General features: G+C 40.7%; 15 protein-coding genes and 1 pseudogene. 1 reads left to right on the top strand and 15 read right to left on the bottom strand.

Features of this window, described 5'->3' with window-relative positions:
• Window positions 1-381 precede the first annotated feature (381 nt).
• The 14 genes from RMY64_RS28275 to RMY64_RS28210 all read right to left on the bottom strand — a co-directional run bounded on the left by RMY64_RS28275 (window position 382) and on the right by RMY64_RS28210 (window position 18,343).
• Window positions 382-2,610 carry a polysaccharide biosynthesis tyrosine autokinase gene (locus RMY64_RS28275; RefSeq protein WP_322673810.1) on the bottom strand — a complete coding sequence of 743 codons (2,229 nt, stop codon included), beginning with the start codon at window positions 2,608-2,610 and terminating at the stop codon, window positions 382-384.
• 122 nt (window positions 2,611-2,732) lie between these two features.
• Entirely contained in the window at window positions 2,733-3,833 is a 1,101-nt protein-coding gene (locus tag RMY64_RS28270) for a glycosyltransferase (protein ID WP_322673809.1), read from the bottom strand.
• Between the two features lie 337 nt (window positions 3,834-4,170).
• Window positions 4,171-5,484: an NAD(P)H-dependent oxidoreductase gene (locus tag RMY64_RS28265; RefSeq protein ID WP_322701726.1), complete on the bottom strand. Its 1,314-nt coding sequence runs from the start codon at window positions 5,482-5,484 to the stop codon at window positions 4,171-4,173.
• Between the two features lie 350 nt (window positions 5,485-5,834).
• Window positions 5,835-6,392 (bottom strand): dTDP-4-dehydrorhamnose 3,5-epimerase, encoded by a 558-nt coding sequence (gene rfbC, locus RMY64_RS28260; protein WP_322701725.1) that lies wholly within the window; start codon window positions 6,390-6,392, stop codon window positions 5,835-5,837.
• 227 nt (window positions 6,393-6,619) lie between these two features.
• Window positions 6,620-7,465, bottom strand: a complete 846-nt coding sequence (locus tag RMY64_RS28255; protein WP_322701724.1) for a phytanoyl-CoA dioxygenase family protein — start codon at window positions 7,463-7,465, stop codon at window positions 6,620-6,622.
• A 21-nt stretch (window positions 7,466-7,486) separates the two neighbouring features.
• Window positions 7,487-8,329: a phytanoyl-CoA dioxygenase gene (locus tag RMY64_RS28250; RefSeq protein ID WP_322701723.1), complete on the bottom strand. Its 843-nt coding sequence runs from the start codon at window positions 8,327-8,329 to the stop codon at window positions 7,487-7,489.
• A gap of 50 nt (window positions 8,330-8,379) precedes the next feature.
• Entirely contained in the window at window positions 8,380-9,387 is a 1,008-nt protein-coding gene (locus RMY64_RS28245; RefSeq protein WP_322683732.1) for a glycosyltransferase, read from the bottom strand.
• Between the two features lie 37 nt (window positions 9,388-9,424).
• Window positions 9,425-10,378, bottom strand: a complete 954-nt coding sequence (locus tag RMY64_RS28240; protein WP_322683731.1) for a glycosyltransferase family 2 protein — start codon at window positions 10,376-10,378, stop codon at window positions 9,425-9,427.
• Between the two features lie 221 nt (window positions 10,379-10,599).
• Window positions 10,600-11,628: an SDR family oxidoreductase gene (locus tag RMY64_RS28235; RefSeq protein WP_322701722.1), complete on the bottom strand. Its 1,029-nt coding sequence runs from the start codon at window positions 11,626-11,628 to the stop codon at window positions 10,600-10,602.
• 441 nt (window positions 11,629-12,069) lie between these two features.
• Window positions 12,070-13,284, bottom strand: coding sequence for an L-2-hydroxyglutarate oxidase (lhgO, locus tag RMY64_RS28230; protein WP_322701721.1), 1,215 nt, complete (start codon window positions 13,282-13,284; stop codon window positions 12,070-12,072).
• Window positions 13,285-13,407: 123 nt separating this feature from the next.
• Complete coding sequence (gene rfbF / locus RMY64_RS28225; protein ID WP_094351583.1) at window positions 13,408-14,181, bottom strand: glucose-1-phosphate cytidylyltransferase; 774 nt, start codon at window positions 14,179-14,181, stop codon at window positions 13,408-13,410.
• 430 nt (window positions 14,182-14,611) lie between these two features.
• Window positions 14,612-16,777, bottom strand: coding sequence for a tetratricopeptide repeat protein (locus RMY64_RS28220; protein ID WP_322673800.1), 2,166 nt, complete (start codon window positions 16,775-16,777; stop codon window positions 14,612-14,614).
• A 57-nt stretch (window positions 16,778-16,834) separates the two neighbouring features.
• Complete coding sequence (locus RMY64_RS28215; protein ID WP_322683728.1) at window positions 16,835-17,617, bottom strand: PP2C family serine/threonine-protein phosphatase; 783 nt, start codon at window positions 17,615-17,617, stop codon at window positions 16,835-16,837.
• 51 nt (window positions 17,618-17,668) lie between these two features.
• Window positions 17,669-18,343: a vWA domain-containing protein gene (locus RMY64_RS28210; protein WP_322660910.1), complete on the bottom strand. Its 675-nt coding sequence runs from the start codon at window positions 18,341-18,343 to the stop codon at window positions 17,669-17,671.
• A gap of 747 nt (window positions 18,344-19,090) precedes the next feature.
• Between RMY64_RS28210 and RMY64_RS28205 the strand changes: the two genes are divergently transcribed.
• On the top strand, window positions 19,091-20,476 hold the full coding sequence (locus tag RMY64_RS28205; RefSeq protein WP_322673798.1) for a response regulator: 1,386 nt from the start codon (window positions 19,091-19,093) through the stop codon (window positions 20,474-20,476).
• A 438-nt stretch (window positions 20,477-20,914) separates the two neighbouring features.
• On the opposite strand, the pseudogene RMY64_RS28200 reads toward RMY64_RS28205, so the two are convergent.
• Window positions 20,915-21,720: pseudogene (locus RMY64_RS28200) on the bottom strand (hypothetical protein); the annotation flags it as partial.

Below are 21,720 nucleotides of genomic sequence, written 5' to 3'. Positions count from 1 at the left end.
TCAATTTGGTTCATCAAAACGTAGAGGCAATTCACGAATCATTGCTGTGAAAAAGAAGGGTGTAGGGGGGAGACAGCGTTGGACAAGGCTTCTGACCCTCTGGTTGTTAGGGCTGGTTTTTCCCATTGTTGTCAACTTAAGCTAAAACCCTTTTCAAACCTCGTTTCCAGCCTCTGGCTGGAAATGCACATCATTGCGGCTCTGCCGCAAGTCTTGAGGCAAAGCCTCTAGGACGGCATTCCCAGTCGGAGACTGGGAACCAGACAATGAGACAATATCTAAAATCTGGTTCTAGCCAGAGGCTAAAAACGAGAAAAAATCCAAAACGCAAAATCCCCGACTTCTCTAAGAAGTCGGGGATTTATCATCTAGCCGTACTAGTTACTTTTCTACAGCTTGACGCAGAGCCAATTGCTGTTGTTTGATATTGGGTACGTAATTACTACTATTTGATACCCCGTTAGCTACAACCCCAATTAGATTTAACTTACTCAGCATAGCTGTCGCTTGATTAAGCTGACTTCGCGTCACAATACCAATGCTTGCCACCATAATCACGCTACGACAAGAAGATGCGGTAAGCATGGCATCCACCAAACCGAGAACTGGGGGAGCATCTATCAGAACCAAATCATAGTTTTCCTCAAATGCTGTCATTAATTGGATCATCCGCGGGGAACTCAACAGATTAGCTGGGTCGTTAGGTTTGGGGCCAGCGGTCAAAATATCGATGTAGGCGGAACCTGAGTATTGAAGACTAATTTGGTTGGGTAGAGTTGTATCACTCGCCAATAAAGTTGAAAGTCCCTGCTCATTAGGAAGATTCAGTTGATGGTGCAAACTGGGATCGCGTAAGTTGGCATCAATCAGCAGTACCCTTTTGTGTAAACGAGCAGCACTCATTGCCAAACCCAACGCCAAAGCTGATTTACCCTCATCGGCTAAAGCCGAGGTAATCATCAAAGATTTTAAATTAGTAACAGTATTTAAAAGTTCAATGTTTTTGTAAATCAGATCCAGCGATTCCCAACGCGGTGGAGATTGCAATACCTGAATCGTCCAGGGGGCGAGAACTTCTGGCTTGCCAAAAGGCAACTTGATCATTGATTCTCTGGGTTTGGCCGGCGGTAACTTGGGAGTTGTTCCCAACAACGGCATGGCCATTTGCTTCTCTAATTCAGCAGTGGTGTGAACTGCATCATCAGCCGATTCGCGAAGAAAGGCAGCAATGCCTCCTAACATTAAGCCAACCACAGCACCTAACAGCAAATTCTGTTGGAGATTGGGGCCTAATTGTGCGCCTTTTTGGGGATCTTCCACCACTTCCCAATTAAACCCACCCTTGGAAAGTTCTTGTCGCAATTGTTGTTCTGCTCTTAAAAGCTGCTCTAACCTTTCACGGCTAAATTGCAGCTGCGGTAGCATCCGATTGTAATAAGCCAACAGAGGCGGGAAGCGTTTGATTTCCAAACGTAGCTCGTTTTCTTTCTGAGCCAAAGTTTGGTCGCGAGCAGTTAAAGCAACTATAGTTGTCTGCGTTTCTACTAACTGGCCAGCAAGGCTGAGATCGATTTGGCCCAGCTGTCCTTTTTCGAGAAGAGAGTCTCCATTCGTGAATGCACCAGCAGATTTTCCGCCTAAAGTTCTTCCTACCTCTTGTTGCAATAATTCCTTCTGGCCCTGAAGCTGTTCTTTCAGTTTTTGCACGCTCGGAGTTTGATCTGTAAAGCGTAAGCGTTCTTGTGCTAGTGCCAATTCGCTTTTTTGGATTTCGTTTAGTAAGCCTTGATAGCGAGTAGACTGACTCAAACGAGAAGCAACTAGAGCATTTTGGGGAGAACGATTAAGTTGTTCTTCTAAAGATTTTTGGCGTGCTAAAGCTTCTCCATACTGAGCGCGAGTTGTCTGTCTTTCTTGGGAAAGATTATTCAAAGCTGTTTCAATCGCTTTGGCCTGTGACTCTGGATCGATTAAGTTCTGATTTCTACGAAATCTTTGTAAATTTGTCTCAGATGCGTTTACTTCTTCACTAGCTTTACTTAACTGTTCCCTGATGATTTGTAGACCTTTTTGTAAACGCGAAGTCTGTTGTTGTTTGTTATATTCCAGATAAACTTGTCGAATTGCATCCAAAACTTTTTGGGTTTTTTCAGGATCTCCAGCAGTATATTCAACTTGAAATATTTTTGTAGCGACATTATCTTCTTTGCTCCTGATTTGAGTTAAGACCAAAGAAGCTTTAATTTCCGCTGAAGTTATATCTGGATAATTAGACTGAAGTTTATCAACTGCTTTTTGGATGAGTCCCGAACCTTGCATCAAGTTAAGCTGAGTGGCAGTATCTATGACCACGTTAGAGTCAGTAAACTGATTGTCTACCCCCGCGCCACCTTCCGTTTTACCTTGATAGTTAGGTTCTACTAGCAATTGCATAGAACTTTTATAAGTAGGCTTTGTTTTTACAGTTACTATGCTGGCAATAGCAATAGAACTAATTAATACTGCTAAGAACCAAGGAAATCTTCGCACAAATACGGCAAACATTTGCCCGTAACTTGGTTCATTTTCAGAAGCTGGAGCTAGATGAGGATTTAGACTAGTTTGAACCACTTTTATATCCTTGTCTTCAAGACTTACGCTAAGAGATTCTCCGAAAAATACCTATTTTTTTACGAACCGCCAATGAGGAGAGAGCAAATAAATAGGTAATCTGATAGTGGAAAATTCAGAAATCAAATGAATAATTGCTGCACGCCACAAGCTTGATTGATAATTTGCTCAACCTTGCCAAAGAATGCATTTTCTGAAAAATTTGCTACTGCATGATTACGGATGCGATCGTAATCCCAAGAAATACCGTTAGCTTCTAGTAATGCAACTTGGAGAGATTCGGGTGTTTGTCTTTTGAAAAAGACTCCTGTTTCACCTGGTATTTGAGTATCTAATACTCCACCTGCTCCATAAGCGATGACTGGTGTACCGCTAGCGTTAGCCTCTACTGGAACTAATCCGTAATCTTCTAAGGCTGCGACAATAATAGACTTGGCTTTGGAAAACAAGTCTTTGCGGGTTCTATCACTTACGTGTCCCAAGAACACAATATTTTGTAATGCTTTGGATTTTAACCGTGCTAGTTCTGGCCCGTCACCAGATATTAATAGCCGCCACCCCAACCAATTAAAAGCTTCGACTATTATATCAAGTCGCTTATAACCGATCATCCGGGCGGAGGCCAGATAATATTCATCTTTTATATCTGAAAAAACAAATTTACTAGTATCAATTGGATAGTTCACCATCATTGCCTTTTTGCCATAAATCTTTTCAATTCGGCGGGCAACAACACTAGAATTAGCAATGTAAAGGTCAGGCTCCTGTGCATATTTCAAGTCTACCTTTCTCATGACTTGAAATACTTGTTCGATTAAAGGAGCAAAATATCTATAGTCCCCGTACTCTCTTAAATAAGTTGCTGTATCCCATAAGAAACGGGTGACGTTATGACAAAAACAAATATGGTGGGCATTAGGATTTTTTCGTACTGCTTTGGCGAAGCTGGTGCTACTACTAATAATTAAATCGTAGTCTTGCAGATCCAAAGCACGAAAGGCAGGAAAATATAGAGGAGCCATTGACCTGAAATATTTTGCTGCACCAGGAATCTTTTGTAAGAAGGTTGTATTAACTATGCGATCGCCTAGATCGATCGTTTTTTGAGGATCGTACAAAGATGTGAAAATATCTGCTTCGGGATAGCGCTTACAAAGCAGTTCAAACACACGCTCTGCCCCACCTCGCTGGGTTAAATAATCATGGACGAGAGCAATTTTCATGAAATTTGACCTAAAGTTTCGATCGGGTTTGTTGAAACGCTCCCCAGCAAGTTACTATCCTGTCCGCTTAGTTACTCATTAAACCTCAAGAACCCCACCCCGCCAAAGCTACGCTTTGTCTCCCCTCCCCGCCTGCGGGGAGGGGTTGGGGGTGGGGTGCAATGACTGTGGAAATCATAACTAATTATCCGGACTTGATATTACTATCAACAACTTTAGTGTCCCGCAGTATAGCTTTCTATCCTCTTGATGAAATTCTGGCGACAAATATATAGGGGCGTACAGCTGTACACCCCTACAGCTAATTCATTTGTGGCAAATGTTTTTAGAACCGATATTATCCAACTGCTACTAAGATTTTTTCTGGAGCGAAATAGGCATTTTGCTCGGCTCGTAATTGGTCGCAAAGTCTGCCTTCAGGTAATTCTACATCCTCATAAGTGAGGACTCGATCTTTAGAAATATCTCGTTTGAGGCGGCACCCTTCAGCCAAACCCATTGGTAGAAGATTTTGCTGTTGGACGATATCGGAATTTTCACATTGTCCGTAGGTCATGTAGTAACCGATGCCATCTAAGGTTTCTCCTGCTTTTAGGTCGATTTTGGCGGTGGTGACAACATCTACTAGCGGGCCTGCTAGTGGAGACATAACGGCATCACCAAATAAAACAGCACGCGCTACGGACAAGGGAACTTCAAAATGACAGAGGTGATAAGGAGTATAGAAGCTGTAAAGTGGGCCTTCGCCTAATTTGTATAAGTTGAGATAGTGGCGTTGCTTGGGGTCGTCGTGAGTGGCAAATACGTATACGCCTGGGCCTGGTTTTGCTCCAACTACATAATCGACGATGCCGCCCAGTTCTTTGAGTTGTTCAACATCATATAACTGGGTCATTTCATCGACATGACCGCTGAAGTCATATCCCAACATTCCCCGTTTGGCGACTTTCATGCCTGTGGCATTGGCAACGATCGCTTGCTCGAAGGAAATTTTGCTTCCGTCGGCGAAGCTAGCCACCATGTGGGGCTTTTGACCCCAACGTTTAGCAAATCCTTCCTGGGTGGTGGGATTGCGATAGGGGTCTTGGAGTCCTTTAATGTTACCGCACAATAAGGGAGTTAAACCAATGCTTTTTACAAAGCGATAAAGGTTCATTTGTACCCCTGGCTGATCGCCATCACAAGCGCTGAGAATCACACCTGCTTTGTCGGCATACACTTTCAGGATGGGGCCAATGGTGCCATCGAGTTCGGCATTCATCATAATCACATGTTTGCAATGGGCGATCGCTTCCATAACAATCTGAGCGCCAAATTCCACTGCACCCGTGACTTCGATTAATGCATCGATGCCTTCAGCCCGACACAGTAACTTAGCGTCTTCTGTGACTGCATACTTACCGTTAGCGATCGCATCTTCTAATTCGCTGATAGTTGCAACAACTTGAATATCTTCAATTCCTGCTTCCGAATAAGCTTGTTTAGCTGCACCAATCTGACGATTAGAGATAGCAACTAACTCCATTCCTGGCACTGAATTGACAATTTGGTTGGCAATTCCTCGACCCATAAAACCAGCACCAATCATTCCCACCTTGATAGGATTTCCTGCTGCTGCACGGGCTTGTAAGGCGCGATCGATAATAATCATGAACTAAACTCCTTTTTGGAACTGTTTGTTGTGTTACAAATTCTCGATAATTTTGCACTTAATAATTCGTTACGGCTAAACATTAAGTACATTTTCATTAATGACAGCTACTAACTGGTTTTTTGCTAGATGTTATAGTTGACAGTCATTAGTCATTTGTTCTTTGTAATCACAAATGACAAAGGACGACCATAACAAAAATTTTCACAATCTCATTTAGGATCGCTATATATAGCAACAGTTAAGGTGGTTAGGACATCAACAGACGATAAAACTTAGACACAAAAAGGCTTTTCACCCAGTCCCCAGTCCCCAGTCCCCAGTCCCCAGTTCCCAGTCCCTTGCTATAGTTATCTGGAAGCTGTACCGCCAACAGTCATCATTCTCAACAAGGGCCAATTTAAATCTTTCTCGGAGATTTCAGTCACATCTAGAGGCCAATCAATGTTAAAAAATGGGTCGTCATAGCGTAAACCTCTTTCATATCCTGGGGTGTAAAATTCACCCACTTGATATACAACTTCAGTCTCATCGGTGAGTGCTTGATAGCCATGAGCAAACATTTCTGGAACATACAAAGCGCGGCGATTTTCTGGGGTTAGCTCTACACCAATGTGTGATAAAAAGCTAGGAGATTCAGGACGCATATCAATAATTACGTCGTAGATTGCACCTTTAGTACAGCGAATTAATTTTGTTTCTGCTGCTGGCAAAATTTGATAGTGCATTCCGCGAATAGTGCCTTTTTTATAATTAAAAGACAGATTACATTGGGCAACTGTTGGCTTTAATCCGTGTGCTGCAAATTCTTGAGCGCAGAAAGACCGAGCGAAAAAACCACGATGATCTGGCTTTTCTTCTAAATCAATGATGAATGCGTCTTTGAGTGCAGTTTGAGTGAAGATCATGAATGAATAACCTTGATAGGAATATTGACGATAACAAAACTTGGCAAATTTGAAAACTTAACTTGTTAGAAATCTCATCAAAAATAGTCTTGAGCAGATTTTTAGATTAACAAGCAGCTTGCTTTAACTGAACTATATGGCAATACGGTTCAGTTAAGCAAATTTATCTGTTAAGGCAGGCAGGGGGAGCAGGGGGAGAGAAAAAAGCTTAACTGAACTGTATTGAACTATATGGCGCTATTACTGACTGGTTCAGTTAACTTTGGTTGGGGAAAAGTATTATCTCGATATTGAGTACAAACTTCTGGGCGATCGGGAGAAGTAGAAGTGTAGCACGAGAATAAAGTTAACCTATCTTCAGTGCGTGATGTACCGTGATGTATGGCTTTTTTGGGATCGACAATAATGACTGTTCCTGCCAATCCTGTACAAGATTTCCAAGCCTCTTTCGGGATAATTTCATTTAGTTCTTCATCTGTGATGCCTAAATGACCAGATTGCCAGAGCTTGTAGTAAGTACGGTAATAGTTTAATCTAAATAAAGAGGTTAAAGAGGCTGGGATATATTCAAATGGCCCGTGCTTTTCTTCAACATCATTTAAGTAAATAATGATTTTGATCATGCGGCGGTCTTCTGCATCTTTATGCCATAGTTGTGTACCAAACTGATTTTTATTAGGGAAATCTTTGCGGAGATGTACACCATGAAAAATGATTGGCAGGCCAATGTAGTTTTCAATGATGTTTAGGAGCCTTTTTTCGCTTCCCCAAGTAGCAAATTCAGGTAAATATGTAACTGTGTAAACTTGGGGAAATGTTTCCTTTGAATCGTCATGATTGCCAGATTCCATTTGGGACGAATAACCATAAGCTGCCTTGAGCAATTCTGCTGTTGAATCGAATCCCAATTCAGCAAGTGTGGTAATATGAATACCATCACATTTAAGGTCATCAAGAATTTTGCGATCGCCTGCTTCTAGTGAAGGCAAATTAGCAGCGTGTTTTAAAAGTGCTAATCTGTAAACTAATTCAGATCCCAATGAAGATATTTTGCGTTTAATCTTGAGCAGCATGACATGACTACCTTTAATAGACTATCGGCTATTTTCTACTTGCTGCCTTAACTCTGCTCTGGGATAAGTATCATCCCAGTATTGGGTGCAGAGTTCTGGTCTTTCAGGAGGGTTGGCGGTGTAACAAAAGAATAGTGTTGAGCGTTCTTCTGTGCGGACTGTGCCGTGATGCAAAGCATTTTTCGTATCTACAATAATGACTGTACCTGCTGGCCCTGGGCAGGATTTCCAAGCTGATTTGGGGATGACTGGTTTTACTTTTTCATCATCGATGCCCATATAACCTGATTTCCAAAGTTTGTAGTAAAGCTGAATATAATTCCAACTAAACAAGGAAGTTAAAGAGCGGGGAATGTATTCAAAAGGCCCAGTTTTTTCTTCGACATCATTCAAGTAAATAAAGATTTTGATAATGCGGCGGTCTTCAGCATCGCTGTGCCATAGCAGTGTGCCAAACTGATGTTTGCTAGGGAAATCTTTACGTAAATGTACACCATGAAAAGCAATAGGCAGACCAATATAATTTTCGATCAGATTGAGAAGTCTTTTCTCCATTGCCCAGGCATAAAATTCTGGTAAACCTGTAACCGTGTAAATTTGTGGCAGCTTTTCATCTAGATGGTCGTTGTTGGGATTTTCCATCTGAGACAATTGCTGATAAGCAGCTTTGAGCAGTTCGGAGCTAGAGTTGAAGCCTAAATCTGCCAGTGTTGTGACACAAACACCGTCTTTTTTGAGAGCTTTGAGAATGTTGCGATCGCGCCCTTCCAATGCTGGCAAATTTCTGCTATGCTTCCAACGAGCTACATAATATTCAAAGTCAGCAGATAATGTAGATAATTTGCGTTTAATTAAATTAAACATATGGGAAACTCTTTCTAATTTCAATGTCGATTTATCAGTAATTTAGTAGCTTATGGCTTATAGCTCCGTATTTCTTGAGCAGGTATTTCACTTGATTCTGCTAAACTAAATTCTTTAGAAATCATCACGTCAAAAGCACATAAACCGACTAAAGCCAAAAATGGGACTACTGTCTTAATGGCAGACATAGGCCATCTTCTTAAAGCACCTAAGAAAACTCTCAAGTTGACTTCTTTACCATTTTGCAAAAGCATCCGCCTACAAAACTGCTTAGAATATCCACTTTGCTCCAATTTCAAAATTACTTCGGGTATGTGTTTGTATTGCATTAACAGTGCAGATTTTGGTTCTTTCTGCCAATAACTCACACCCACAACACATTCCAAATAAGTCTCTTTCGTGACAATTACACGACCATTAGCAGCACAATACCCGGCTAAATATGCTAAAGATATCCAGTTATTCTCAGCATCTTGCCAATTTTGTAGAGCGTGTTTCACTAAATCAGTGCGGTAGATTGTCGCAGTCAGAAAAATAACTGCTCCGATACTTTTTGAGAAACAATGCTCAAATATAGCTTTACCATCACCATCACCATCTTCACTATCTATATCAAACCAGCGATTACCAACAATTGTTGGTGGATGAACTGGTTCGCCAGTAATTTGGTTACGACCGGAAAAGTTGAGAAACAATAATGATAAATCTTCATATTGCTTAAGTTTGCTAATTACATAAGCAATGGCTCTATCTTGGATTGGGTCATCATCACCAATCGTCCAAACATATTTTGTTGTAGTAGAATTTAGGCAATACATAATATTTTTGACGACGCCTAAATTTTGAGGATTTTTATTTGATTTAAATGGGATATTACTAAGTATCATTTGCCATTTTTTAATCGTATCCTGAGTATTGTCTGTTGAACAATTATCAGAAACTAAAATTTCACAATCATCTTCAAAACCTTTAATAGCTTGAGCTAGCCATGCTAACTGTTTATCTAGCAATTCAGCACGGTTATAAGTCGGTATAGCAATGGTGAGTAATTTCTGCATGGTAAAAATAGTAGTTAATAAATTGATATATGAATGGTTACAGGTTAGTTTCTAGCTGTTTGGGTGGAAAAAGAATTGTCCAAGCTGATATGCTTAACAAACGTAGGTAAGGAATAAATATCTTGATTGTCAATAAAGGCCAACGTTTTAAAGCACCTAATAAGATTTTCAAGTCAGTTTTTTGATGGAAATTCTGCCAAATCATTTCCTGACAAAATTTATGAGGATATCCTACTTTTAGTAGTTTTATATAAACTTCAGGTATGTATGCATATCGCATTTTAAAGTTCCATGTCGGGTCGAGATCCAAAAGACTAGCACCCATAGTACATTCTAAATAAGTGTCTTTCGTGACGATGACACTCCCATGAGCAGCACAAAATGCAGTCCAATATGCTTGAGATGCCCAATTATTAGTAGCAGACGGCCATTCTTGTAAAGCGCGTTGCACTAGATTTGTGCGATAAATTGCTGCTGATATAAAAAGTACACCACCAAAATTTTCATACAGATAACTTTGAAATACAGTTTTACCATCAACTTTTAATTCGTCGTTATCACTATTCAACCAGCGTTCGACAACAAGTTGACCTGTTTGTTTTTGGCGACCAGAGAAGTTTAAAAACATTAGTGCTAAATCTGAATGTTTTTTTAGTGTTGTTAACACATAATCTAGGGTTCTATCTTGAATTGGATCGTCATCACCAATTGTCCAAATATATTTACTAGTTGGAGCTTTTAAGCAACAAGCAATATTACTCATTACACCAATATTTTCACTATTTTTATTTGATGTAAATGTGACATTACTAAGAATTGTCTGCCACTTATTAATAATTTGTTGAGTATTATCTGTAGAACAATTATCAGAAATAAATATTTCACAATCAGACTCAAACCCTTTAATAGATTTGGCTAACCAAGCAAGTTGTTTATCTAAAATCTGGGCACGATTGAATGTAGGAATTGCGATAGTCAGCAATTTATTCATCTTCTGCTTTGTTTCTTTAGCTTTTTCTCAAAATGTAGCGATGCAGTCTAGCGGCAATTTATTTAGCTTTCAGATGGCTAACTCGATTACTAATGCTAAGGTGAGCGCCATAAAATTTAACTTGTTGATTGCAAATAATTTGATGGATGGAATAAGTCCGAATCAAATAGTATTGATTCGGAAGCTTAGATTGTTTTTCCGTTGCGGCTAGGCAACTTGAGCTATTTTTTATTCCAGAAGAAATCTTTGTCAATTTGCTCTGTCCGAATTAGATACTCTAGCTGTTTTAAACGAGTAAATCCTCTAAACAAGAAAGTATCTTCAGCCATGTGTATTTGACTGAATAAATCAAATAGCTGCTGGGCACCAAGTCGGGCATTCCAATCACATTTAAATCCAGGTAGGATTGTGTTGATTTTCTCGAAGGATACGCGATAGCTGCGGTTATCTGCGCCGTTGTCACCAAAAGATAGTTTACAATCTGGGAAAATATCAGCAATAATTTCTGCGATTTCTTTAACGCGATAGTTATTCGCTGTATCTCCCACGTTGAAGATTTGCTTATGTACAATGTCTCGTGGTGCTTCTAAGGTGCAGACTATTGCTTTGCAAATATCCAATGCGTGGACTAATGGCCGCCAAGGTGTGCCATCACTAATCATTTTGATTTCTTTGCTAGTCCATGCCAACCCTGCTAAGTTGTTTAAAACAATATCGAAGCGCATTCTGGGAGAAGCACCAAAGGCTGTTGCATTCCGCATAAAGGTAGGAGAGAAGTCATCGTCAGCGAGTGGTGCGACATCTCTTTCTACCAGAGTTTTACATTCTGCGTAGGCTGTTTGGGGATTAACTGCGGATTCTTCTGTGACATCACCTGCGGTAGCAACACCGTAGACACTGCACGAAGACATATATACGAAGCGACGCACACCCATAGCCTTAGCTAGGCTAGCCAGACGAACTGAACCTACGTGATTAATTTCGTAAGTAATATTGGGTGCTAATTGTCCGGCGGGGTCGTTGGAAAGTTCCGCCATGTGAACTATGGCTTCAATCCCTTCCAAATCATCAGGGGTAATGTTGCGGATATCTTTGTTGAGGGTTTTGGGTGTCACTCCACTAGGGTTGTAAAGCCAACCAACTTTATAGAAGCCGGTATCTAGACCAATAACTTCATGTCCTCGTTCGATTAACAGAGGTGGTAATAGTGAACCTAGATAGCCTTCTGTACCAGTTACTAATATTTTCATTGTGGTTAATTCCTTTGTATTGATAAGTTAAATTCTTCGTTTAGTAGGGACGCACAGATATTGCCCTATAGGGTGTTGCATCTAAGAGGGAACCGCTATATTTTTCGTTGGTATGCAATAACTTGACCTCACTTCCATTCCTCTCTCCTAAGAGGAGAGAGGCTTTGAATCTTACTCCCATTCCCTTGTAGGGAAGGAGTTGGGGGTTAGGTCATTGGACTAAAACCAGAAGCGCTATGTATACGGCTAACAGTTATTACATAGTTGCCGACTAGCCCATTGGGTAGCAGGACTCTATAGCGGTTCTTAATTGATGCACTATACTTTTTTCTTGGGAGATGGGTATCTTACCCGTCTCTTGTATTTCCAGGCTGGAAAAGATGCCGACTATACAAGATTCATCCTTTTATTCAGCAGTCCCGGAAATAACAACTATGATATCTATGCAGTGACTACACTCTCTAGATGCGAAAGTTGGGGAATTTCTGCCACAAGTGCTTTGCCGATTTCTAGAGAAGATGTGGCAGCAGGAGAAGGAGCATTGCAAACATGAATGGAGTTTTGACCGGAAACAATCAAAAAGTCGTCTACAAGCTTGCCATCGTTCATTAAGGCTTGAGCGCGAACTCCTGCATGGGTGGGAACTAAGTCTTCTGCTTGCACTTCGGGAATTAGTTTTTGTAAACTTCTGGTGAAGGCTGCTTTGCTAAAAGAACGAATGATTTCTTGGATGCCTTCATCAGCGTGTTTAGCTGCTAACTTCCAGAAACCGGGATAGGTGATGACTTCCATAAAATCCCGTAAGTCAAAGTCGGTTTTTTTGTAACCTTCGCGTTTAAGGGATAAAACCGCGTTTGGCCCTGCATGGACGCTACCATCAATCATCCGGGTAAAGTGGACACCCAGGAAGGGGAAATCTGGATTGGGAACTGGGTAGATTAGTGTCTTGACTAGATAGCGTTTTTCTGGGGTGAGTTCGTAGTATTCTCCCCGAAATGGCACAATTTTGGCTTGGGGTTCAACTTGACCTAGTTTGGCGGTGCGATCGCTATGCAATCCAGTACAATTAATTACAAAGCGGGTTTCAAAGCTACCCTTGTTTGTTTGCAGTACCTGATTTTTACCACTTGGAGAGATTTTCAGGACTTTTGTATTCAGGTGCAAATCTCCACCCTGCTGTTGAATTAGCTGGGCATATTTCAAACAAACTTGCTTGTAATTAACAATACCAGTTGAAGATACCCGAATCCCACCTACACATCTTACGTGAGGTTCAATTTCTTTGACTTCTTCGGGGCTAATTCTCTTAACTTCTATGCCATTGTCTAAGCCGCGTTGGTAGAGATTTTCTAAGCGTGGTAGTTCTTGTTCTTCAGTTGCAACAATTACCTTACCACAAACTTCATGGTCAATTCCATGCTCTTGGCAGAATTCTACCATTGAACGAGAACCATCACGACAAAATTTAGCTTTGAAACTCCCTGGCTTATAGTAAATACCAGAATGAATTACCCCGCTATTATTGCCAGTTTGGTGAAATGCCCATTGACTCTCTTTTTCTAGTACTAAAATCCGCGCATTGGGATAGCGTTTTCCTAAAGCCAACGCTGTTGAGAGTCCAACTATTCCCCCACCGATAATCGCAAAATCATACATTAGTATTATCGCACTTCAAATTACAGTAAATCTATAAAGTCATTTGTCATTTGTCATTTGTCATTTGTCATTTGTCATTTGTTATTTGACTCCTGACTCATAACTCCTAACTCCTAACTCTTCTTACCATACCTTCCAAGGAGCCTGATTGTTTTTCCACAGCCCTTCGAGATAGTTTTTATCACGTAAAGTATCCATCGGTTGCCAAAACCCATCATGTCTGAAAGCTGATAGCTGTTCCATATCAGCTAGCTTTTCTAATGGCTCTTGCTCCCACACTGTAGAGTCATCAGCAATTAAGTTGATTACTTCTGGTTCTAACACAAAATAACCACCATTAATCCAAGCTCCATCACCTTCAGGTTTTTCCCGAAAGCTGGTGATTTTGGTTTGCTCATATCCTAAAGAAATAGCACCAAAACGTCCAGCTGGTTGAACGGCTGTGAGTGTTCCTAAGCTATTTTGTTCTTTATGAAATTTAACTAGCTCGGTGATATTAATATTACTGACACCATCGCCATAAGTAAAGCAAAAAGTCTCATTACCAAGATGTTCGCTGATTCGCTTTAAGCGTCCGCCTGTCATTGTATTATCACCCGTATTTACTAAGGTGACGCGCCAGGGTTCTGCATAACCAGAATGCACGTTCATCTGGTTAAAGCGCATGTCGAAGGTAACATCTGACATGTGTAAGAAGTAGTTAGCAAAATACTCTTTAATGATGTAACCTTTGTAACCACAACAAATAATAAAGTCATTAATGCCGTGGGCAGAATATGTTTTCATTATGTGCCAGAGAATTGGCTTACCACCAATCTCAACCATCGGCTTGGGTCTAACACTGGTTTCTTCACTGAGGCGTGTACCAAGACCTCCAGCCAAAATCACCGCTTTCATGCAATTACCTCGGAGATTTGTAGGGATATGATTATTCGACTTTTTCGAGATGAAGAGGATGCACTTCAAGGGAGAGAAATGTATTTCTGATTTCTGTTTCTCCGTCAATAATCTAACTGTAATTTCCGATGAAATTATAAAGGTAAGATAAATTAAAATCTTTTCTATATAAAAGCTCTATGAATATAGCAAGGGACTGGGGACTGGTGACTGGGGATTGGGTGAAAAGTCTTGTTGTGTCTAAGTTTTATCATCTGTTAATGTCCTAACCACGAAGGCTTGTGCTATATCTATAAATACAGAAATAAATTACTCAATGCAATAAAAATATTACCTATAAAATAACTAGGATTAGCTGGCGCTAACCCTAGTCATGCTTGATTTTTTCAATCAAAACCAACAATATGTTAGTAACAAAACTTACTTGTTTCTAGTTAGTTTTTTCGATGTTACTTGAGCCTTGGAATAAAGGGTCACATTTGTTTTCGATGACTACACACATATTACTGAGTGCTTGTTGATAATTATCCATGTCATCTTGCTCAAGAAATATTTTGGCAGATGCCTGTATATCTTCGACAGCTTTCGCTTGGTTTTTGTTAGCTTCACTACCGCCATATTGTGCCAGTTCATAGCGAACCATACCTCGTTTGAGATATGCTTTTGCTAGTTTAGGGCTGAGAGTTAATGCTTGGTTAAAGTCAGCGATCGCTTGATTATATTCTTGCTGATAATTACTGCTATATTGAGCAATTTGATAGTAGACAACACCCCGCTGGAAGTAAGCTTCGGCTTTCGAGACATTAAGTTGTATGGCTTGAGTAAAATCTGCGATCGCTTTTTTGTAAGCTTGTTGAGATTCACCGCTGTATTTAGCCATTTGGGCGCGGACAATGCCCCGTCTGACATAAGCTTCAATTTCATTATTATCTAGACCAATGGCTCGATTATAGTCTGCGATCGCTAGATTATATTCTCGATCGGGATCGTTGCTATATTCGGCGAGCATATAGCGGGCATTGCCCCGATTTACCAGAGCTTTGGTTTGATTGGGATTGATTTTCAGAGCTTGGCTATAATCTGTAACTGCTCCTTCGTAGTCTTTCAGGTTATAGCGGGCATTACCACGATTTACAATTGCTCTAGCATGTGTCGGTTCTTGTTCAATTGCTTGGCTAAAATTGACAATTGCTTTGTCATAGTCTCGCTCTTTATAAGCAATATAACCTTGCTGATAGGAATCAGCGAAGCTGAGTTTATTATTTGGCTGGGTAGACTTGATTGTTTGTTGGGTGTAAGCATTTTGGGAAACTAACGGCTGAGTAAATTTAATCATTACGTCTGCATATCCCAATAAACCAAAACCCAGCAAACAACAAATAATCGGGTACAACTTTGACTTTTTGGAAGGTTTATATGAACCGCTGGGAGTCATTACTGGCTGCCAGTAATTAGCTAGCTGCGGTGACATGGCTCGCTGGGGAAAATGCGGTGTCTGATTGTAGCGTTTTCTCGCTTTGACTCGCGGTTGGAGATGTTCTCTAGCTTCTATAGCCCGATGTGATGGAAAGGGGTCGCGTCCACCTAATCGCACGGTACGTTCGCACCACGGACAGCTACGCATGTGGTTGTTGTAGCGATGCTGGGGATTTGTTGTGCAGGTAATCAGGGAATCTTCGGCTTCAGCGATGGCTGAGAGCCAAGTCTGGGCACTGGGGCGTAGTTGTGGGTTGTTATGACCCTCTTCAAAACAACGGACAAATAATTCCTGTAAGCTGGGATGGAGAATTTCCCAAGGGGGGGCAATGGGTGTCGGCAGGTAGGGTACGTAACGCTTTTGGCTGTAAGTGAAATGACCAGACGCAATGCGTGCTTCGTAAGGTGGTGGCTCAATCGCACCTTGAAAAATCCCCGAAAATGGGTGAGTGCCTTCCATTAAGAGTTGGAATACTAGCACCCCTAATCCAAATAAATCGTGAGAAATTTCGCGATCGTGCTGGGCAAAAGTTTTATTCTGTAGTTCTGGTGGAGTAAACTCTGGTTTACCCACTGGGCAGCGATAAACAACATCGCTGTTTGGGTCGGTTACTTGGAAAGAGTCTGTGTCTATCAAAGTCACCAGTGCCGTATCACTGACGAGGATATTAGACTCGTTCACATCACCAATACAATATCCACTAGCGTGCAAAGCGGCAAAAGCTGCCGCCAAGTTTCGAGCCGTGCGGAGCAGGTACTGATAGTTGAATAGAGGGCAATGTTGCCGACGAGTTCTGGGGTTGTAAAAGTCGATGATTGGACGCATCCCCTGAATACGTGGCATCAAAAACCCCAGGATGCTATTTTTGCCATCTGCTGCCCGCAATAAATCCTCTGGCCAAGCGATAGAGATATGCCCTAAACTCGCCGTAGGGTTTTCTGGCGGGTTGGCAAGCATCGCCTGGAGTTTCTCAGCATGGGCAACGGTTGGCTTGTGGTAAATCTTCGCCACCAAGTCGTTATCGGCTGGCACTGCATAAACGCAAGCTTCACCGCCACGTCCCAAACTGACATTGAGACTGAGGATTTCTTTTCTGGGGGAACAACGTAGTACCTGCATAATGAAATTACCGCTAACGGAAGTTATTGTAAGATGTGAAACCTGTAGATTTGTTGCTCATGAGTCGTTGAATGCGGCTATAATGAGTGTTAAGTCATCATCAGTGCGTTGCGTAATCCGCTCTGAGCGTAAAAATTTTACCAATTGCTCCTTCGCTTCTGTCTTATCCTCGGTATTGGCGACAAATTCAAACAGCGGAAAAAAGAATGGTTTGTGAGGTTCGCCAACAACCATATTCAAAGCCAGCATTTGTAATCCGTCGGTGATGATACCAACGTTTACTATGTCTGTGCGCCATAATCTCATTTGTGCTGTATCTAAGGCATTGGGTGAAGTTAAAAAAGTGGTTTCGTTGATGTATTCACCACTGTCAGGCATCGTCAGTGCCAATAGGTTGCCCAGACTATCTTTAGCCACTGCCAAACCATCGCCTATCTGAACTACAGCTACAACTTCTGGTGTGGCAACCAGCATAATTAAGGTAGTTGCTAAATCTTGAGGCTGTTTGTCACAAGTAGCTGCCTCATCTTCCACAGCTTTTTTGGCGGCGAATATGGCATCATTTAAGAGCGATCGCACCAATGTATCATCAGTCAAACTTTTTCGAGTCAGCCCCTTGGTAGAAATGTTTTCGATTGCTGTCTCCACAGCAACCATCGCTCCCACTTTCCCAAGGCTAGCAGAACCCGCGCCATCTGCTGCGGCCGCCACTAAAACATTATCTGACAATATCTGCCAGTGATGAGCATCCTGACATAATTGATTGTTTTTTAAGTGACTTGTACCACATACAGACGCAGCCACAATCCGCCATTGAGCAATCTGTTTTGATATGTTCATAAATTTTTTTTCAAGCAGCTAGCTGTGTAAACATCAAGCTGCAATTTTTCATTAAACAGTCCCCCAACCAATCGGCGGTAGTGCTACCTGTTCGTCTACTTGTGAATGAGAAACAGCCGACATACTAGTTGACAGCCAGACAAACATCTCGATAAAATTTAATCCTTTAAGCTTTAAAGGAGTACGTACAGTTATTTGATTTAAACGCGTCATATTCGCATTTTCTACACCAACTGTAAAGAATGCTACCCGCTTGTTCGCCTCGTCTCCCTGTAGACGCTGGGATGCTTGCTCTACCACTTGCTCTAATTCACCTTGGGGTTCTCCATCGGTAATCATAAATACCCAAGGACGATAGTAAGCAATCCCGTTGGCACGATACTGAGATTTCCGCTCTTGAATTATGTCCAAAGCTTTATGAATTCCCGCACCCATTGTAGTCAAGCCTTGGGCTGTCAAAATCGGCGGATTGAATTGATCGGCAGTCACAAAGTCTTGTACTACATTGATATTACTATCAAAAGTGACGATCGCCACTTCCACGCGTCTCGCGGCTAAGGAATTTTTGACTAGTTCATCCTTTAAGCTTAGTAAACCTTGATTTAAAGCCTCAATCGGCTCTCCTTGCATCGACCCAGATGTGTCTAATAAAAGTACACAAGGACAACGGGGTTCTGGGTTCTCAGCAAATTCTACTACTTCATCAAGTCTTAATGTATCATGCATAACTTTTTGTGTTATGTTAAAGTCCAAAGCTTTATTTCCCTTTGCTCAGAGTATATAGTTCCAATCGCCGAGGCGACTACAGAATATAGTATCTATTGGTAGATGCTCTAATCTTTATTAAACAAATTATTTTCATGAAGTTCTCTATATATTTTAGATGAACTTGAGTACAGCTTAGTTTAGCAAAAAAGAGTTTATCAAAACCCAGCATTACCTGTTGTAATGTATCTACCAAAAATTTATATCCATTAAACCTACAGTACAATAAATACGTAAACTTTTTTAGATAAGTTTTTAAAGATTTTATGTAGAAGAATCGTTTCTTTAAGGAAAAGTAATTAACCATAATTAAACTTGTTAACTCTATAAGTATATCAGTGTAACTACGCAAATTTGGAATTAAATTTGCTTTTTGAAGTGAGTGCGCATAAATAAACGTCATTATTAAGGTCTTCACTCAAGAGTTGTCAGTAGCTAGTAAAATCCAGAATTAACCAACATCTACTGATAATCTCGCTATGATAGATGCTTACCCTTATTCATACCTACTTGTTTTTTGAGATAAATTAAGTAAAACGTGCTAAATGTAACAAAGGATTTATAAACCTTACAATTTTTAATGTATGTACATATTTTCAAATAAATAATTTGTGGTTAGAAAAATATTACAAAGAAGAGAATACTTTATAGCTCATATTTTCAATCTACAAATGTTCGCTTGTTGATTCCGCAAAAAACTTGAAAAATATGAATAACTCAGGTACATTCACCAAACTACGTCCTCTAAGTTTGTTAAGACAATTATCTAATTGTTCAGACAGTACTTGTTTACAAGTATTGAGTAACTCAGTTTATTGGTCGATTTACTTAGAACAGGGCAAAATAACTTACGCTACCCATTCCGTGGAACCCTTCGATCGATTAGAACGCCATTTGCGACGCCTCAGCCAGCAAATTCCACTCCTGACTAATGAGGTTCGCTCTCAAGTACGGCTGATGTTTGAACCTGACTCACACAGTCAGTTAATCAAAGATGACACTAATTCGAGAAGCCACCCTCCTGAGTATCAGGCTATATCCTGGCTTGTTAGTCAACAACATCTACATTCTACACAAGCAGCAGTACTGGTTCAAGAATTAGTTAAAGAGATAATTGAATCATTTTTGCTCATCAAAGAAGGTACTTATGAATTAACAGAACCAATTGAGAGAATGCCAAAAATTTGTCGGCTAGGTGTCGAAAAAATTCTAGAGTATTGCCAAGTAAGATTACAGAATTGGCAGGCTTTTATACCTAAAATTTCTTCTGCATATCAACGTCCATATCTATTGATTAATAGCAAGTTTGATGACCAAGATTTACCAAACCTACAGCCAGATTTAATTAACTGGATGAAGGGTTTTAGCCTGTGTCATCTGGCTGTAATTTTGAATCAAGATGAAATTCAACTAGCTCGCAATTTATACCCTTACATCCTTAAGGGTGCGATTATCCTTCATGAACCCGATCCACCTTATGATAAGTTACCAAAGATTTTTGAGGAGCAATCGCTTTTCTCAAAATTGATTTCAGGGTTAGTTGACACGAAACAAGAACTAAGTAACACTGTCAATTCTTACCAAAATATTCCTGAAGAGAAAATAGTGCCTGTTCAGCGATTACCACAGATTTCTACTCCTTCCAAAGAAAACTTTCAGGAACCAACAATATCAAATAACATAAATTCTGCTTCTCCAAGAGTAACGGCTGCTACTGTGACAGTAAAAAAAGTCCACAAAATAGTTTCTGTAGATGATAGCCCTACAATTCTTAAAGAAATCAGTTATTTCTTAGAAAATGAAAATTTTTCTGTAGTGACTATTAACGATCCAGTGAAAGCAGTTTTGTCAATTATAAGGCACAAACCGGATTTAATTTTGTTGGATTTAAACATGCTAGGAATTGATGGCTATGAGTTGTGCCGGATTATACGAAATAATTCCTTATTTCAAAATACTCCGATTATCTTTGTCACTGGGAATAAAGGAATCGTAGACAAAGTAAAAGCGAAATTAGTTGGGGCATCTGGATATCTGACTAAACCGTTTACTCGCGCCGAATTACTGAAAATAGTATTTATGCATTTGACTTAAATTAACTACCTTACCCATTACATTTCAAAGAGTAATACTTCTGGGTTAATTACAGATTAGACTTACGCAAAAAGTGTTAAAAAGCTTAATTTATCGAACTGCCAAGAACGCCAATAACGTCAAGAATCGTAGAGTTTGCGTAAGTCCTAACAGATTGAAATTCTTGAAGTACTATAGCAATCCGAATTGAAACGTGAGAAAACACTGAGATTAAAAGTGGGTGTTTTAAAGCCTTTCACCGATTTTCTCTCTCACGAATGATTTAGGATTGCTATAGAAGGTTGATTCTTGCGCCGCTCAATGAGAGCAATGTCAACTGCAAAGCTTAACCCAGAAGTATTGTATTCAAAATGTAATCAACTCAAGTTGGTAAAAAGGGCCATTGCCACAATAGATAGGCTTACCGATGCAAAACTGGCTCCTGTCTGCTACAAACTTTTAGGCTATGGTAGAGAAATCATAATTTGGGTTGTTGTAGCCTGGATTTGATATGGCGGATGTTACAAGGTCAGAACTGCTGAGTAAACTGCTGACATCAGTTCCTATATTTTGGCTAGGCTTAGTACTACCTAGTGATATCAGTTCGCCACTAACAGAGAAATTCCAGCCTTCATTACCAACGAGTGTTTTGTTATCACCACTGGCTTCAATCCGGTTTCCAAGAAGATTGCTGTTAGTTACATTGGCAGTATTGCCACTACCAAGGATATCGTTTTTACTACCAGGTAGTGTATTGGCATTACCAAGGATGTCGTTGTTATTGCCTAAGTTCCAGTTACCGTTACCGTTGGTTGTGCTCTCGTTACCAAAGCCCCAGTTGCCATTACCTTCGGTTTTGCTGCCATCACCGTAGTTCCAGTTACCGTTACCGTTGGTTGTGTTACCGCTACCAAAATTCCAGTTACCATTACCGTCGGTTGTGTTGTTACTACCATATAGCCAGTTACCGTTACCTTGACCACTGTTGCCGGTAGCATCTGCACCATCTAATTTTTTAATATCAGATATCCAGTTGTCGCTCTTATAAGGTACAGGTTGACCGTTGCCAGTTTCAGGTAGGTTGCTACCACTTTCCTTGGAGGGCGGAGTGCTGCCAAATGGTAAGTTACCAGGAAGGTTGCCGCTACCACCAGATGCGTTACCACTAGATGCGCCACCAGTAAAGGGGTTGCCGCTACCACCAGATGCATTACCACTAGATGCGCCACCAGTAAAGGGGTTGCCGCTACCACCAGATGCATTAC

The organism is Nostoc sp. DedQUE08 (assembly GCF_034530895.1).
GTDB lineage: Bacteria > Cyanobacteriota > Cyanobacteriia > Cyanobacteriales > Nostocaceae > Nostoc.
The sequence above is the reverse complement of the archived record's forward strand: the minus strand, read 5'-3'. Positions and strand labels throughout refer to the sequence as shown.